Source organism: Brucella anthropi (genome assembly GCF_046630315.1).
GTDB classification, from domain to species: domain Bacteria; phylum Pseudomonadota; class Alphaproteobacteria; order Rhizobiales; family Rhizobiaceae; genus Brucella; species Brucella anthropi_A.
Genome location: NZ_LQBD01000035.1, coordinates 166,440 through 180,418, shown reverse-complemented (window position 1 = coordinate 180,418; position 13,979 = coordinate 166,440). Strand labels below are relative to the sequence as shown.

The window sequence follows — 13,979 nt, the reverse complement described above, 5'->3', positions numbered from 1 at the left end:
GGCCTGTTCTCCATGATGGCCATTTGAGGGATAAGGTTATTTTTACGTCCAATCGGTCGCGCATGAACGCGCGGCATCACGACTGGACGCGAAGACCTCGCCCGCCGAACACGCACAGGAAGATAGCCCGCTCATTGCGGCCCTTCTTCATCAATCGTGCGGTTTCGTTGCTCATGGATCAATCTAATGCCCGATGGTGACCGAATGGTCAACCTGACATACCTGCTGTTCGGCGCAAATCAGTCAAATGTCTGAACGAGGCCCCGGACGGGACGGTTGACTTGGGTTTTCAGACGCCCATTCTTTTTATTTCAAAGTACGTGCATAGTTCTTCTCTGTCGCGAGCTGGGGCATAAACAAGTCGCTCTCCGATATTTTGCATTCCCAACTTCTTTAGAAGGTTTAGAGAAACGTGATTTGTCGTCTGGGCTCCTGCTTGGATCAGCGCAACTCCTATCTGTTCGAAACAAACTTTAATCAGAGCGCTCGAAGCTTCATAAGCGAACCCATTGCCCTGTGCATTCTCAGACAACCAATAACCGATTTCTCCAAATTTTTGGCTATCTCGCTCTTCAAAAAACACCTTTATCCAACCGATAATCTGTCCGTCTGAATGATCGATTATAACGAGCGGAAGCGCGCGCTGATGGTAATATTGCTCAAGCGCTCTACCGATAATTTGTTCGGTCACAGTTTGAGAAAGAGGATAGGGCCATGTCGCTAGCCACCGGCTAATCTCGGACGTCATCAACTGTTGTAGCGCGAAAGCGTCTGACTTTGCTACCAAGCGCAATTCCAAGCGCTTAGTGCTTATGTGAAAGAATTCCGGCCATTTTGTATCGTCTGACAAGCGTAACAATGATTATCTCCGTTTGGCCTGCTGCCGATTGTTCGAACACCGAGCTCAGCTAGATTATCGCTTCGACTTTATCGCAATGAGGGTCGAAGGCGAAATGGCCGATTGTGAAGACCAGCCTTCGAAATGGGGCATTGATCAGTCAATGGCAACCTCTGGCTTGGCGGAGTTTTTATCGCACTAATTAGTCAAGGCGCTCGACCAAACCGGGTTCCGTTAGAAGGAATGCGGCATTTTGCGGGACGTCCAATTCAAGCATTTCATCTTTGCTGAGATCGCAATGGATTCCTCTGAGCAAGCGACTTGTCACACCATGACAAACGACGATTTTCGGTACGCATTGATCAACTAGCAGATCGTCCAGGGCAGCGCGAACCCGATCCAACATATCTGTGTATCGTTCACCGTCGGAAGAATGGAAAAACCATTCATTGCTCCCCAATCCATCTCGGACGTTGGGCGACTTGATCTCAATTTCGGCGTCAGTCAATCCATCCCATGACCCCATACCGACTTCTTTCAATCGCTCATCGAGCATCACCGGCTCAACCACTTCCAGCGAATTGGCAATAATCTCTGCAGTCTGGATCGCTCGACCGAGAGGGCTCGATACAATTTTGGTGTACTCATCTAGCCCTCGTTGCCTGAGAATCCCCGCGACGGCAGAGGCTTGGGCTCGTCCAAGTTCAGTTAACGGAGAGTCGCACTGGCCTTGCCATCGACCAGCGGCGTTGAATTCAGTTTGTCCGTGCCTCACTAAAAATAACATCCAAACCCAGCCTCTATACTATCGCGCACATCGGGTAATTTACTAAATATCGCCTTGGCTCGTAGCAAGAGCCATTCCCGGCGGGGCCGTTAGAAACCGACAATGAACGATTCAGCTAAAGACTTATACTGATGCAAATTTGAATGCAGCTAATGCTCCTCCTATGCCTTGATGGGGCGACATCGGTCTGGCAACTGTGGGGTGGGAAGTCGACTAGCAGCTTTTTGGCTTGGCGTTGGCGGATAGTCGCGGTCCCATTGTTATCGCTTCTGAAACACGACAAAGCTCCAACTCACGTCGGTTCGGCCAAGCATGTCCTCGCGATCAACGCTATCTACCAGTTGAAGGTCGAATGATGAGGCAAGTTTGGTCGTCTGATCGCTCGAAACATCAAACATCCGCCGTCCATGGGGAACTGGACCATGTCGCAAGGACATACTGATCCGCCCGCCTTCCGTAAGGAGGCCTGCCAGTGACGCCATTCCTAAGTATTGTTCGGCCTCATCTAGGTGCATCCAAACGGCGGTGAGCAAGATCAAATCGAAGCGCTCGTCCCGTGTTCGTAGATGGTCAAGCGAAGGTAGATGGTCGTCAATCCATTCGATTGCCTTGTCGTTATGCAATCGCATTCCTTCATTGCGCAGTGCCTCGGTAGGCTCGACCGCGACGACCCTATGTCCCTGAGCTGCCAGAGCAGCAGCGTCGCGCCCGGAGCCAGCGCCAATATCGCAAATGCTAGAAGGTTTTGATGGAAATAGGTGCAAGACATCCCTGTGCACGTCCGCAAAGGTGATGCTTTCGTACTGCGTGGCTAGCCTTTCAGCGTTTTCCGCATAACCCTGTATTCCCTGCATCGTCCTCGACCCAAATTTTTGACACCTGATCAACGTTAATTACCAAAGCCAGCGATGGCAATGCGAGATATAAGGACATCTTTATATCTCAACACTCCGCAGAAATCAGCGGTGGCTTACAGGAAGCTTCCGAGAACCTTGGAATGGCAGAAATTAAGGTCGAGAGTGGAATTCATGAATACCTAGAAGATGACCACGCTTGCTGACATGGTCATAGCGGTTTGCTAAATCGAAAATCCAACCTCGATTTCAACGTCCATCAGGCGTGCGAATGCCGATCCATTTATCCTTGACGGCATTGTAGTGTTCTTTGGGATCGTATTTCGCGACTTTCAAGCCCAGTCTTTCAGGTGAAAGACGTCCGACAGATTGCACAATGGCATATGTGGACAGAACATAATCACGTTCTGCGGCGACAAGATTGAGCTTTGCGTTGATGAGGTCCTGCTGGGCTTCAAGTACGTTCAGAGTGGTCCGCTGTCCAACGTTTCGTTCTTCAATCACCCCGCTTAATGCGAGCTGAGCTGCTGAAACATTTGTTTTCATAGCCTGAACGTTAGCCCGAGAACTCTCATATGAAGCCCAAGCATCGGCGACTGCCTTCCGAACCTGGTCGCTGCTGACATCTACGTCTATTCTGGTCTGGCTCAGGCTTTCTTTCGATTGGCGTACCTGAGCTGACAGACGTCCACCCTGATAAATTGGAATGTTGACACCAACCCCGACATTCGCGGAGGTTCCAAACCCGTTCTGCGTCGACGCTCCTGATGGTGCTCCTTCAGTATTGCTGTACTCGCGTGCGATGCTGGCACTTGCCGAAACCTGAGGCAACAATGCACCCTCGGATGCTTTCACCGTATGCCCTGCCGCGTCGACAAGATAATTTGCGGCAATAATTGCCGGGTGTTCCTTATACGCAATCGAAAATGCTGCGTTGAGGTTACGCGGGAGTAATTGTGTGATCGGTGTAGCCGTCTGCAAACGGCCAGGCTCAACACCTATTGTCCTCCTGTAGATCGCCTCGCTTGTTTTCACCTGAGCATCGGCTGCACTGACAGCCGCAACCGCGTTAGCGCGAAAAGCTTCAGTTTGAGCGACGTCCGTCCGCGTGCCTTCTCCCACGTCCAGGCGGGCTCTCGACGAGCGAACCTGTTCATTACCGAAACCAAGGTTTTGGCGAGTAAGTTCTGCGGCTAGCCGATCATGATACACATTCATGTATGCTTGGGCGGCGCTGAACAAGGTTAGTTCTTCGGTGCTACGTAGTTGTTCGAAAGAGGCGGCAGACCGGGCCTTTGCAGCCAAGACATTGTTCTTTGTCTGAAATCCATCGAACAGAATCTGGTCGATCTGCACCCCGAATGATCCAGTTGTCAGTCGCAGGCTATAATTGGCCCTCTTGTTATTCGCGTAGGTTAAACCGGCGCTTCCGGTGATCGTCGGCCTGTAATTGGATTTCGCTATTGCAACATTTTCGTCCGTTACGCGAACGCCAGCGCGACCGGAGTTAAGTTCTGCATTGAACTGATATGCTTTTGTCAGTGCACCGCCGATGCTGTCTGCCCGCCCGACAGTCATCGCCATCATGGAAGTACTCATCACAAGGGCCGACAGTATAATGTGTTTTCTCAACATTGTATTTCGTCCAATCGTAAGCGAGGCGCACATAAAATCGATGCCAGTTCGCAGTTATCGGTAACCTAACTGCGTTCTTGCCATTGAAGCAAGGCGTTCAATTCCACAATTGCGTGATAGATGGCGATTGCCAGTTGTACTGATATTTATATTATTCCTATGATCTCAGGTCTGATCCCAACAATAATATTATAAGCTCAGGGATAGAAATAAGATTATTCTTTTGGCGCAGTCGGAGGAGCTGTCATGTACGGACGTTTTGCGCAAGCTTACGCGCGTGAGGACATTCAGTCGATGTATAACCTGGTTTCGACCTCGCGACCTTTGCAAACTTCTCAACCTGTTCGTCCAAAACAAAATGTCGGTGTAGTGATAAAACAAGACGGTCAGGTCGCCTATCGACCGATGCGCTGGGGACTGATCCCAGGCTGGTGGAGAGATAATTCAAATACAGCTCCATTGGCGTTATATGCCGATACTGAAACCATCGATACCAAACGAATGTTTCGCAACGCATTCTTGCGAAAGCGATGCATCATACCGGCGAGCTGTTTTTTCGGCTGGTCAACTGGCAGTAGAGACGGAAATAAGCGGCAAATTTTTGGAACAGATGGAAGGCCACTTAACTTTGCAGGTGTTTACGAGATCTGGCTCGATAAAGAGTGCGGTAAAAGTGTCTGGAGTTGCGCCGTGATTACGAGTAACGCAAATAGATATCTGCAGAAATTTCAGGAACGTATGCCTGCAATTCTTGGTGCAGACGATTGGAGGACCTGGCTATTTGAGCCGAACAAAGAGCTATTGATGCCCAATGAAAAGGTTGGATTGACGATTTCCTGTGCCACTGGAAAATCATCGCCCAATGGCGTTTGGTAATCGTTTCTTCACTGTCGGTTTGGCTGAGAGTTTATCCCTGTGGGAACCCGCCGCGTAACGACTGTTAAAAATTGTCTGGTGACTGCCAATCAACATTGTAGATACCACGCGCCGCGAGAATACGGTCGGTTGTTTGTATTGGGCGCACACTGATGAGTTCCCATGCCAGCCATCCATCTTCAAAATAAGAAGCGCAAGCCGCTTCCATATCTGAAAGCGTGAACGGACGAACAGCTTTCACCTTAACAACTGCAACAGGAATGCCGTCGTAATCTTCATCATGTTCCTGATGAAGAAAGCGCCCGTTCTCGACGATCAGCAAATCTTCGAATGGCGTTAAATTCGGACTCCAGCGGCGAACTTCGAGTGTTTTCTCACCTGATGCAATACGCTGTCCGCTAGGGCGGACAATAGACAGGGCTTTTATCGCTTCCTCCTCTGGGCTGGTCAAACTGATCGTAGCGCAATCAAAGTAAAGAATTGTTCGTATCTATTTGAGTTGTATTGGGCTTCCTTTCACGGTGATGCGAGCATAAAATCGAATAATGTACAAGCTCAAGCCCGGCATAAAACGTGATCCCCAGCGCAGATGGGCGTTACCCGACCGCGTATTCTTCGGTAATGGTGCATGTCATATCCTCGCAGGCGTTTATCTTCTCCGTCCCCCGCTTTCAGGCTTTTATGCCGAGCGGTTAATTCCCGGCGAAGGGTTCGCTGGAAACCATGTCTTTGTGACGAACGGAAGGATAGCATTTGATTATCATGGCTATTCCGACCGAATTCGCCTTCTACAGTACCTTACACGCGCTTGGTCGAAGCGATATTCAGATGGATGGAACGGCTGTCTTGAAAAGGTGGATTTCGACCTTCTTGATACGGACGACTTGAACGAACGTAAGATGCTTGGTCCCGGTCAGTATTTGGGAGATCCTATTGCTCGGGCTTATCGATTTATAGAGCGTATTGATCACCGAGTTGCGGCTCAAAAAGCAGGCAGTACCATTCAGAAGAGTTAGCAGAAGTTCTGAAGTTGTCGCTTGATCACGCCCTGTTTTCCCGGCCAGAACATTACTATTGTCCCGATGAAGGGTGCAACGAATAGAGGACATCTGGTTCGCGCTCTTCATTGTCCGACCCGTCAGTTTCTTTGACTACGACAAATCCATGCTTTTCATAGAAGCGTCGTGCCGCGTCATTACGTTGAAAAGTCCAAAGAGATAGTTCGACAGCTTCTGACTTTGCAATCTGAAGCAGGGCGGTTCCAATGCCTTTTCCTTGCGCCGTTGGCAGGATATAAAGCTGGTCGATCCAGCCATCGCGGAAAGCGATAATACCCACCAGTTCATCATTCTCGAACGCTCCCCACACCGAGCAGGCGTTAAAAACACGCTCCCGGTAAAACCACTGATCTTCAGCTGGAGTATGCAGTCCAGCCAACCAGGGCAACCGGTCATCAAACGCAGCACGGTGAACGATAGCGGCGCAATCCATATCGCTCAATTCAAGTCGACGAAGTAAAAATTTCTGCATACTGATTCCTGGGTTATGAGCTGGGAAATGATTGATTATAGCCAGCATCAGGCGTCTTTGTGTGTGGTAACAGTGTTTCGATGAATAGGCTTGGAAGCATATTCAGAATAACTATTGGAGCAGAATGAACTTTGTTGCGATCTCTGTATTCATCTTAACAGATAAGAGCTATTAGTGGTTTCATGCTGGTTTGACCATAGAAGGCCATTGGGAATGCTACCACTTTTATTGGATTCGGAGTTCGCATTGAAAAGCAAACGATGGGATGAATATGGTTTGAAGGAAGCACAACTGTCAGCGACGATGTCGAAGGATACTGATAGGCAAGTAGGCGCATGCATATTACGTCCGGACGGTACTATCGCATCAAAAGGTTGGAATGGTTTTCCAAGACGCTGTGACGACGATCCAGAAATATACAAAGATCGTCGTCGAAAGCTATTGAGAGTTGTGCATGCTGAGGCCAATGCAATTATATCTGCGGCTCAATCATTAACGGGCTGCACCCTTTATGTAAGTCCTCTGCATCCTTGCGCTACCTGTGCCGGGTTAATTATACAAAGCGGAATTATTCGCGTCGTGACTGACCATATCTCTGATTCACCGAGATGGAAGGAAGCCTTTGACGAAGCTCGTCTAATGTTCGGAGAAGCCGGGGTAATTGTCGATATAATTGGATCTTAGCTGTTCAGGCTGAAGGTCTGTGCCGGAACCAGACAAAACCGTCAAAAGCTCATCCTCTTTGATTTCACCGTTTCTTTCCAGAATAGCTGAGACAGATAACAAGAAGTCTTGTTTAGCTTCGATGATCTCGCATGCCTTGGCAAAACAGGATTGAAGAGTCTTATCGACAAGGGCCTGCAGTCGCGGATTGCATTTTACAAAGTCGGGCTTGCACTCGTCATGGCTGGCCCAGAATGTTAGATTTTCCCCCAGACCGAACGAAACTTCCATCCTGATGGCAATCTCGGTCGCTTTCGAAATATCTGACCCAGCTACTCCTCCACCGCCATCGGAATGAGCTCCAAGAATAACCTGTTCGGCCGCCAGGCCACCTAGATAGCTGCAAATCTCGGCGTCGTAATTTTCTCGTAATTTGACAATCTTAGGCTCTGTATTACGCATTTTGACGCCGCCCAGACGAGCGGTTCCGCTTTGGACTCCGCGATTGATCATTACCGAAACCGGCACCATGTCGAGGCTTTCCGAAAGGGCGTGAGCGACGACGACATGTCCAGCTTCGTGAACAGCAATACGGTGAATGTCGTCAGGCTGAAGGGGTGTAGTAGCTGGTTTTAATCTCAGCAAATCGGACAGCGCCAAAGGCCGTTTTTCCAAACGCGCGATATGTCGAGCTTGACGCACAAACTTTGCGATATCTGCTCCAGATGCCTCGGTCAAACTCTCCGCAATGTCCGAGATATCATCTCCTTCGAGATCACGACCGAGGTGAAATCGAAGAATCCCTTCACGTTCAACGGGTTCGGGTAGTGTGATCGACACATGATGTTCGATGCGCCCGGAACGCGTGATTGCAGGGTCAATTAAGTCTGGCATGTTTGTTGCCGCAATAACGAAAACACCTTCTCTGTTACTGACTCCATCAAGGTGTTCGAGCAGTCCATTGATGACTTGCCGCCCATAATTCGCGTTATGTCCCGATAGATTAGCTCGATTACCGAAGCTATCGATCTCGTCTAGAAAGAGAATTGCCGGAGCGTTTTTTCTGGCTTCTTCGAAAGCCGACTGCATAGCTTGCAGCAGATCATTCAGACTGCCTTGCGATTGCCAGCGAGCAAGTGAATGCGCGTACAGTGGAATGTTGCATGTGTTGGCCAGCGCACGAGCAAAGAGGGTCTTTCCCACACCTGGCGGACCGCTGAGAAGGATTCCCCGATCAATATCTGACCAAGGTAAATGACCGGCACGGTAAAGACTAAGATCGCTGGCTAGAAGCTTACCCCAGATAGCAGCCTGGCCGTATCCAACTAGATTGTCTAAATTGATATCTGTGACATGGCATTCTTGAGAAATCTTTGTGGCGGAAGCGAATTGATGAAGCTTCTTTTTGATTTCCGCCTCAGTCCAATTTTGCGTGATAAACGTCACGATGCGGCTCAGGGAAACGTCACGAAGCTCATCGATTTTCGAAAGTTCAATTTTAGTGTACTGAAAATCCCGAGCAACGGCTTCGCAAAGTGATACGTCGGTTTTAATGGGAACAACGTATTCTGCTGTTGCCGATACGTGTTCAGGCAATGATAACTCATTGTGCGTCAAGAAGACGGTTTGCCTTGCCCACGAAAATTCCTCGGTTGGTCGCTTTAACCGCTTTTGGCGTTGCGCCTGCTTTTCGTCGATTGTGATGATCCTTTGGGAGCGCGGGCCTGCACAGTAGTGTTTGATCTCAGTAAGCGCGCGTTCGTAGAATTCCAGATCTTCTTGGTGATCAATAATGATAGCAAGAGTGCACACTCGTCCTGCTAGAAATTGATGAAGGTCGTGTTTTCGAATTTGCCTAGTGACGTGTGCCCGAGCCAGCTCCAGGGCCAAGCTGTCTTGTGTTCGTTGGAAATACTTCATTCTGTTTACTCGCACTGGGTGGAAGTAGGAGAAGGGAAGACCGGCAGTAGCGATTTGATATTCGGATCAGTTTCATTGATGTTGCCCTCATCGATTTAATGTTGGTTTCTGAACCTGGCTGGATTGCCAAGCCGATAGAATCTGGAAAGTGTGCGTGCGAACCGCATTTCAGGGTCGAGATAGTAGAGATCGCTCGTGATGATGAGCCTGTTGCGACCAAGCAAAGGATGTTCCTGAACCAGTCCTTCTAGACATGCCGCAGGTCGAGTAGTCTGGTTCCAGTCATATAGCGTGGGACTGTCATCGAGAATTTCATGATCTGGCTTTTTGCTATCTCGGAGCATCTTCAGATCATCGATCAATTGGTGGAGTTTGCTGATCATGTCGTTCAGATAATTTTGGCTATTCATCGTAAGACTCCTCATCATCGGGCGCGTAAACGCCGATTTGCATCATTTAGGATTGTGGAGGTGAATTAGGTTCTGGAAACGCGTGTTTCCGGAGCTATCCTCTTGGTTAAATCGAATACGATTTCACCAGAGAAATAGAGCGCGGCGATTGTCGCCATTGGTTCGCCTGTATTTCGGAGGAGTTGAACACAATGCTTAAGTGGAAGAGGGCCATCGTCGTCAAGAACGGTCAGCAGGCGCAGGCGGTCAGAAAGCGAAACAGTCGAGGTTCGCGCATAAGGTAGCAAATCAATGGCGTTTGCGATGAGCACAGCATTGTCGTCGTGCTTGTAACTGACGCAGTCGTAGTGCCAGCCATCAGTTTCGGCGGCTTCGATTGCCCATTCTGGTGTTCGTGCCGCATCAACTAGATAATCGCCGTCGTTTCGTTGGACTGCAAAATCCGGAATATGAAAACCGTCTCCAAACCTAAGTAGTACCGGCAAACAAGTCCAGGAAACTACGTTAGGAGACAGGTCAAAAAGGCATGCCAGATTGCGTGCTTGTTGCGAACGGAAAAGTGGTTCGCCATGGCACTTCAGAACCTGCGACGGTGGGAATTTATAAGCAGACGCGTTCAGTCGGACGTCCGCGAGAAGACGGTCGGTAATGGATTGGAACATTGAAAAGAGTTCCTCTGAGTATGGCGGATGAACTTACGCCGCCTATGAACTGCGGGGTTCAAAAACTCAGAAGCTACGTATTCGACGCACACGGGCGACAAGCTCAACAGAGAGCATAGTCAGCAATGGGGAATGGGCGAGCGCGTGTTTCATGATGTGAACATAGAGTGAACAAACTTCAGGAGTCAACTGGAAATTTTCGGCGACCTGAATGAATTTGCATTCTGGATCTGACAGGGACTTTCAAGCTTTACGGATGCTTTCTTCGCGAAGACGGCTGATACAGAAAAGTATGATGACGGAAGGAAGGATTATTCATTTCGCGAGGTGTGCAGACACTGTGTTCTGCGGAACATCCAACATCCGAGCGAGTTCTCCGACAGGAAGACCATCGGGCTCATGTTTCACCAACGATAGAAAGGTGTCGAGCCGTGGCGATTGGGCGAGTGCTGTGAGTGCAGCTATGCTTCTACTGTTTCCATATATCCTGAGTAAGGGAAACCTTAGTTACGTCAGGCCATAAATTGGTCGTCAGATGACGATGGAACAGGGCTTTGCTGTGACACATGCCAGACGGAGGTGCTTGGATCAATTAATCCGGGTAAACGGAAGTGCTCGTGAATGGCTTCAAAATCTTTGATATTCATCGTTGCAATTGGAAGGTTGTGACAGATGCTGGTGGCCGCGATGAGCAGATCCTGTCCATATTTTGGCGATTTTGCATTTGGGTCTGGAACCCAAAGATTCTTCAGGGCGGGTACAGAAACCATTTTACCTTGAAGTCTTGCCACTTTCGTACACTGCGGAATGCAGTTGATGTCTGTGGTCAAAAGTTCATCAAGCCAGGTCTCAAATGCTTGAACGCGAGGTGAATTAGCAGCCCTTAAATTCTCTATGCCTTTTTGAATTTCTGCGACGGTTGCCACTGAAATCGCTAAAGAATCTTCCGGAAATGTCCTGAGCCACGTGATAAGGTGCTCAGAAGGATTCTTGTACGTGAACTGGGAAATCACGCAGGTGTCCAATAGAATGCGTGGCGATTGGGTCATTGGACACTCTGAATTCCCACGGGATCACCAGAATTTAAGGCCAATTCGAAGTGATTTCGTAAATAATTAATTGGGTGAATATTAGCAGCTCGCGAAATAAGTGGGCTGTATTCCGCATGGAGATTAGTTAATGGCGAACGAAAAGCTACTCGACGTTAAGCCTAGTGAGCGTTTGACCGAATTACTCGCCATCGTGGAAAAAGAAGGCCCTCAAACATTTCGCGTCGGCAACAGGAGATTCGAGATAAAATTTCTTGGCGACGTAAAAGCGGGCAATCCGACAGAGTTTTTGTCGAGGGGCGGCCCTTTGGAAGAAAATGATTGATTGATTTGGCAGTTTTCCCAAAGCGCAAATCAGCATCCGATGGGCTGGCATTAGGTACTATCGAGCTTAAAGAACTCACACGAACGCGCGGTTTGCAGGTCGTATGACCTGCGCGAAATCTTTTGAACCTACAGCACTCTTTGGACTGTTCGCACTACGCAACGAGATACCAAGCCAGCCCAGCTAACGAACTGAGCAAGAGCAGCGGGATCATTTTCATCCGAAGCACGAATGCCGCGATGAGGCTGGCGATTGTCAATACGAGAGCTGGCACATTCAACGTATCCCAAACCGGACTCCATAAGCCGATCCAGTCATACTGGTGCTTCACGACCTCTTGAAACAGCACATGCATGGCGAACCAGATAGCAAGGTTCATTATTACGCCGACGACAGATGCGGTTATGGCCGTGAGCGCCGCCGAAACTGCCTTGTTCCCGCGTAATGTTTCGATGAATGGGGCACCGAGGAATATCCAGAGAAAGCAGGGCAGAAACGTCACCCATGTGGTCAGAACAGCTGCCAATGTTGCTGCTACGTACGGATTCAGGTCGCCCGGAGAACGATAAGCGCCGAGAAATCCGACGAATTGAACGACTTGGATCAACGGTCCAGGCGTCGTTTCCGCCATGCCGAGACCGTCGAGCATTTCGCCTGCTGTGACCCAGCCAAAACGTTGGACGGCTTCCTGAGCAACGTAAGAGAGAACAGCATAGGCTCCTCCGAACGTGACCATCGCCATTTTGCTGAAGAAAATTGCGATCTGGGAAAAGACGTTTTGCGGGCCCAGACCGATATAAAAGGCGAGCACCGGGCCGAGCCACAAAGACAAAAACACCAGAGAAATGCTGATCGACCATCGCAGATTGGGTGTCGCGTGGTCCGGAGTGTTTTCTCCGATGACCGAATCCTTGTCTGCAAGAGCGTTGACCGCACGCTTATGGCCACCACCTGTTTGAAAGCTCGTCGATCCAAAATGTGCCGTGATCAAGCCGATTGTTCCCGCCATAGCTACGATCAACGGGAAAGGAAAACTGAACAGAAATATCGCTAGAAACGCAGAGACCGCAATGGCAATCAGCGCATTATTTCTGAGGGTTCTTTGTCCTATACGCAGGACAGCCTGGATCACGACTGTCAGCACGGCTGCTTTCAATCCAAAAAGGAAACCTGCAATCGCTGTCACATGGCCGAACGCCACATAGGTCAGACTCAAAATCAGGATGGACAGGAATCCTGGCAGGACAAAGAGAATTCCAGCGACCAGCCCACCTCTGGTTTTATGCAGAAGCCAGCCAATATAAATGGCAAGCTGATGCGCTTCCGGACCTGGCAAAAGCATGCAGTAGTTGAGGGCATGCAGAAATCGGTCCTCCCCGATCCATCGCTTTTCCTCGACGATAATTCGGTGCATCACCGCGATCTGGCCTGCGGGTCCTCCGAAGCTCAGTGCCGCCACTCGCGCCCATACACGCAATGCCTCTCCTAACGGAATTCCATGATCAGGAGCAGATGGTGACGTTTGGATACGGGATTGGTTCACAGACGCGTTCATTATTGACCTCCCGGCTTGCCAGATGGCCAATTATGGGTTTCGTCAACAGCATCACGCGCCCATCGATAAAATGCGTCATAGAGCAACAATCCCGCGTTCAATTGCTCCAGATCATCCTTGAACATTCGAGACAGACCGAGTGAGGCCGCAAGCAGACCTGAACACTGTGGAGCCAGATCAAGTCGCGCTGTGTCCGCACCTCGTACAATGGTTGCCAGTCTGTCCAACGAAGGCGTTTTCAGCCCGAATTCTTCGATCATGACGTCGAAAGTGCACAAATCCCCGCGATGGCTCCAGAAGACCCCTTCGACATCAAAAGGGGTCGCGTTAAATTTGTCTGCTACCTCAAGAACTTCCTGGGCACCAACAAACAGGAATACCGCGTCGGGATCGATGAAGCGCTTTATCAGCCATGGACAGGCAATACGGTCAATCTTTGGGCGTGCGCGTGTTACCCATACGGTCCTGTTCTGATGATCGCGGTTTGGTAACCGTTCAAGGTTGACCACAGAAGCATTTGAAGCGATCCAAGCCTCATAGCCGCCTTCGAGCGTCTCTGCTTCGATTGCCTTGTGTCTGAGCCAGGAAGCTGATCCCTGACAGAGCTTTTGGCCTTTCTGACAATATATGATGACTTGTTTGCCTTGGAACTCATCAGCCCAGGTTTCGACCGCAAGAGCGTCTCGATTGACTGCGCCTGGAATGACACGCGGGTCTCGCCCCAGATCGTCGGCACTGCGAACGTCGATTATCCTCGGTGCGTCAGGCATTCCGATCAGGCGGACTAATTGAGATGTGGTGATTTCTGTGTTCGACGGCATAGACGTCCACTCCCTCAAAAGGGTCAGAGGACGCGATATTTGGGCTGCCGCCTC

Annotated in this window: 16 protein-coding genes and 1 pseudogene; 4 read left to right on the top strand and 13 right to left on the bottom strand. The window is 49.7% G+C overall.

The genetic code is table 11. The features are described 5' to 3' along the window. Positions 1–289: 289 nt before the first annotated feature. The 4 genes from AVM02_RS15620 to AVM02_RS15605 all read right to left on the bottom strand — a co-directional run bounded on the left by AVM02_RS15620 (position 290) and on the right by AVM02_RS15605 (position 4,066). Complete coding sequence (locus AVM02_RS15620; RefSeq protein ID WP_411507839.1) at positions 290–859, bottom strand: GNAT family N-acetyltransferase; 570 nt, start codon at positions 857–859, stop codon at positions 290–292. A 181-nt stretch (positions 860–1,040) separates the two neighbouring features. Then, positions 1,041–1,625 carry a histidine phosphatase family protein gene (locus AVM02_RS15615; protein WP_411507838.1) on the bottom strand — a complete coding sequence of 195 codons (585 nt, stop codon included), beginning with the start codon at positions 1,623–1,625 and terminating at the stop codon, positions 1,041–1,043. Between the two features lie 260 nt (positions 1,626–1,885). Further along, a complete protein-coding gene (locus AVM02_RS15610) occupies positions 1,886–2,479 on the bottom strand; it encodes a class I SAM-dependent methyltransferase (protein ID WP_411507837.1) in 594 nt (197 codons plus the stop codon). Positions 2,480–2,728: 249 nt separating this feature from the next. After that, entirely contained in the window at positions 2,729–4,066 is a 1,338-nt protein-coding gene (locus tag AVM02_RS15605) for a TolC family outer membrane protein (RefSeq protein WP_411507836.1), read from the bottom strand. 294 nt (positions 4,067–4,360) lie between these two features. Between AVM02_RS15605 and AVM02_RS15600 the strand changes: the two genes are divergently transcribed. Further along, positions 4,361–4,990: an SOS response-associated peptidase gene (locus AVM02_RS15600; RefSeq protein ID WP_411507835.1), complete on the top strand. Its 630-nt coding sequence runs from the start codon at positions 4,361–4,363 to the stop codon at positions 4,988–4,990. A 64-nt stretch (positions 4,991–5,054) separates the two neighbouring features. Here AVM02_RS15600 and AVM02_RS15595 read toward each other — a convergent pair whose 3' ends face one another. Next, positions 5,055–5,441: an ASCH domain-containing protein gene (locus AVM02_RS15595; protein WP_411507834.1), complete on the bottom strand. Its 387-nt coding sequence runs from the start codon at positions 5,439–5,441 to the stop codon at positions 5,055–5,057. Between the two features lie 94 nt (positions 5,442–5,535). Between AVM02_RS15595 and AVM02_RS15590 the strand changes: the two genes are divergently transcribed. Then, complete coding sequence (locus tag AVM02_RS15590) at positions 5,536–6,006, top strand: hypothetical protein (protein ID WP_411507833.1); 471 nt, start codon at positions 5,536–5,538, stop codon at positions 6,004–6,006. A gap of 55 nt (positions 6,007–6,061) precedes the next feature. Here the strand turns inward: AVM02_RS15590 and AVM02_RS15585 are convergent, their stop codons facing one another. Continuing rightward, positions 6,062–6,520, bottom strand: a complete 459-nt coding sequence (locus AVM02_RS15585; RefSeq protein WP_411507832.1) for an N-acetyltransferase family protein — start codon at positions 6,518–6,520, stop codon at positions 6,062–6,064. Positions 6,521–6,733: 213 nt separating this feature from the next. Between AVM02_RS15585 and AVM02_RS15580 the strand changes: the two genes are divergently transcribed. After that, the gene (locus AVM02_RS15580) at positions 6,734–7,204 is read left to right on the top strand and encodes a deoxycytidylate deaminase (protein WP_411507831.1); all 471 of its coding nucleotides are present in this window, start codon (positions 6,734–6,736) and stop codon (positions 7,202–7,204) included. Here AVM02_RS15580 and AVM02_RS15575 read toward each other — a convergent pair. The 5 genes and pseudogenes from AVM02_RS15575 to AVM02_RS15555 form a co-directional block, all read right to left on the bottom strand. Beyond that, positions 7,157–9,103: an AAA family ATPase gene (locus AVM02_RS15575; RefSeq protein WP_411507830.1), complete on the bottom strand. Its 1,947-nt coding sequence runs from the start codon at positions 9,101–9,103 to the stop codon at positions 7,157–7,159. The genes AVM02_RS15580 and AVM02_RS15575 overlap by 48 nt on opposite strands. 95 nt (positions 9,104–9,198) lie before the next feature. Beyond that, positions 9,199–9,513 (bottom strand): DUF6634 family protein, encoded by a 315-nt coding sequence (locus tag AVM02_RS15570; protein ID WP_411507829.1) that lies wholly within the window; start codon positions 9,511–9,513, stop codon positions 9,199–9,201. Between the two features lie 65 nt (positions 9,514–9,578). Continuing rightward, positions 9,579–10,175, bottom strand: coding sequence for a hypothetical protein (locus tag AVM02_RS15565; protein ID WP_411507828.1), 597 nt, complete (start codon positions 10,173–10,175; stop codon positions 9,579–9,581). A 321-nt stretch (positions 10,176–10,496) separates the two neighbouring features. Next, positions 10,497–10,661 (bottom strand): annotated as a pseudogene (locus AVM02_RS15560) (helix-turn-helix domain-containing protein); the annotation flags it as partial. A 26-nt stretch (positions 10,662–10,687) separates the two neighbouring features. Beyond that, positions 10,688–11,224 (bottom strand): hypothetical protein, encoded by a 537-nt coding sequence (locus AVM02_RS15555; RefSeq protein ID WP_411507827.1) that lies wholly within the window; start codon positions 11,222–11,224, stop codon positions 10,688–10,690. 130 nt (positions 11,225–11,354) lie between these two features. On the opposite strand from AVM02_RS15555, the gene AVM02_RS15550 reads away from it, so the two are divergent. Beyond that, the gene (locus AVM02_RS15550; protein ID WP_411507826.1) at positions 11,355–11,549 is read left to right on the top strand and encodes a hypothetical protein; all 195 of its coding nucleotides are present in this window, start codon (positions 11,355–11,357) and stop codon (positions 11,547–11,549) included. Between the two features lie 154 nt (positions 11,550–11,703). On the opposite strand, the gene chrA is transcribed toward AVM02_RS15550, so the two are convergent. Next, a complete protein-coding gene (chrA, locus tag AVM02_RS15545; protein ID WP_411507825.1) occupies positions 11,704–13,104 on the bottom strand; it encodes a chromate efflux transporter in 1,401 nt (466 codons plus the stop codon). Further along, a complete protein-coding gene (locus AVM02_RS15540; protein WP_411507824.1) occupies positions 13,104–13,925 on the bottom strand; it encodes a chromate resistance protein ChrB domain-containing protein in 822 nt (273 codons plus the stop codon). The genes chrA and AVM02_RS15540 overlap by 1 nt, the downstream gene beginning before the upstream one ends. Positions 13,926–13,979: the final 54 nt, after the last annotated feature.

Excerpts from the sequence above, each read along its gene's own strand:
- AVM02_RS15550 (WP_411507826.1), top strand. The coding sequence starts at position 11,355 with ATGGCGAACGAAAAGCTACTCGACGTTAAGCCTAGTGAGCGTTTGACC.
- AVM02_RS15610 (WP_411507837.1), bottom strand. The coding sequence starts at position 2,479 with ATGCAGGGAATACAGGGTTATGCGGAAAACGCTGAAAGGCTAGCCACG.
- AVM02_RS15615 (WP_411507838.1), bottom strand. The coding sequence starts at position 1,625 with ATGTTATTTTTAGTGAGGCACGGACAAACTGAATTCAACGCCGCTGGT.
- AVM02_RS15580 (WP_411507831.1), top strand. The coding sequence starts at position 6,734 with ATGCTACCACTTTTATTGGATTCGGAGTTCGCATTGAAAAGCAAACGA.
- AVM02_RS15600 (WP_411507835.1), top strand. The coding sequence starts at position 4,361 with ATGTACGGACGTTTTGCGCAAGCTTACGCGCGTGAGGACATTCAGTCG.
- AVM02_RS15575 (WP_411507830.1), bottom strand. The coding sequence starts at position 9,103 with ATGAAGTATTTCCAACGAACACAAGACAGCTTGGCCCTGGAGCTGGCT.
- AVM02_RS15590 (WP_411507833.1), top strand. The coding sequence starts at position 5,536 with ATGTACAAGCTCAAGCCCGGCATAAAACGTGATCCCCAGCGCAGATGG.
- AVM02_RS15605 (WP_411507836.1), bottom strand. The coding sequence starts at position 4,066 with ATGATGGCGATGACTGTCGGGCGGGCAGACAGCATCGGCGGTGCACTG.
- AVM02_RS15555 (WP_411507827.1), bottom strand. The coding sequence starts at position 11,224 with ATGACCCAATCGCCACGCATTCTATTGGACACCTGCGTGATTTCCCAG.
- AVM02_RS15570 (WP_411507829.1), bottom strand. The coding sequence starts at position 9,513 with ATGAATAGCCAAAATTATCTGAACGACATGATCAGCAAACTCCACCAA.
- AVM02_RS15565 (WP_411507828.1), bottom strand. The coding sequence starts at position 10,175 with ATGTTCCAATCCATTACCGACCGTCTTCTCGCGGACGTCCGACTGAAC.
- chrA (WP_411507825.1), bottom strand. The coding sequence starts at position 13,104 with ATGAACGCGTCTGTGAACCAATCCCGTATCCAAACGTCACCATCTGCT.
- AVM02_RS15540 (WP_411507824.1), bottom strand. The coding sequence starts at position 13,925 with ATGCCGTCGAACACAGAAATCACCACATCTCAATTAGTCCGCCTGATC.
- AVM02_RS15585 (WP_411507832.1), bottom strand. The coding sequence starts at position 6,520 with ATGCAGAAATTTTTACTTCGTCGACTTGAATTGAGCGATATGGATTGC.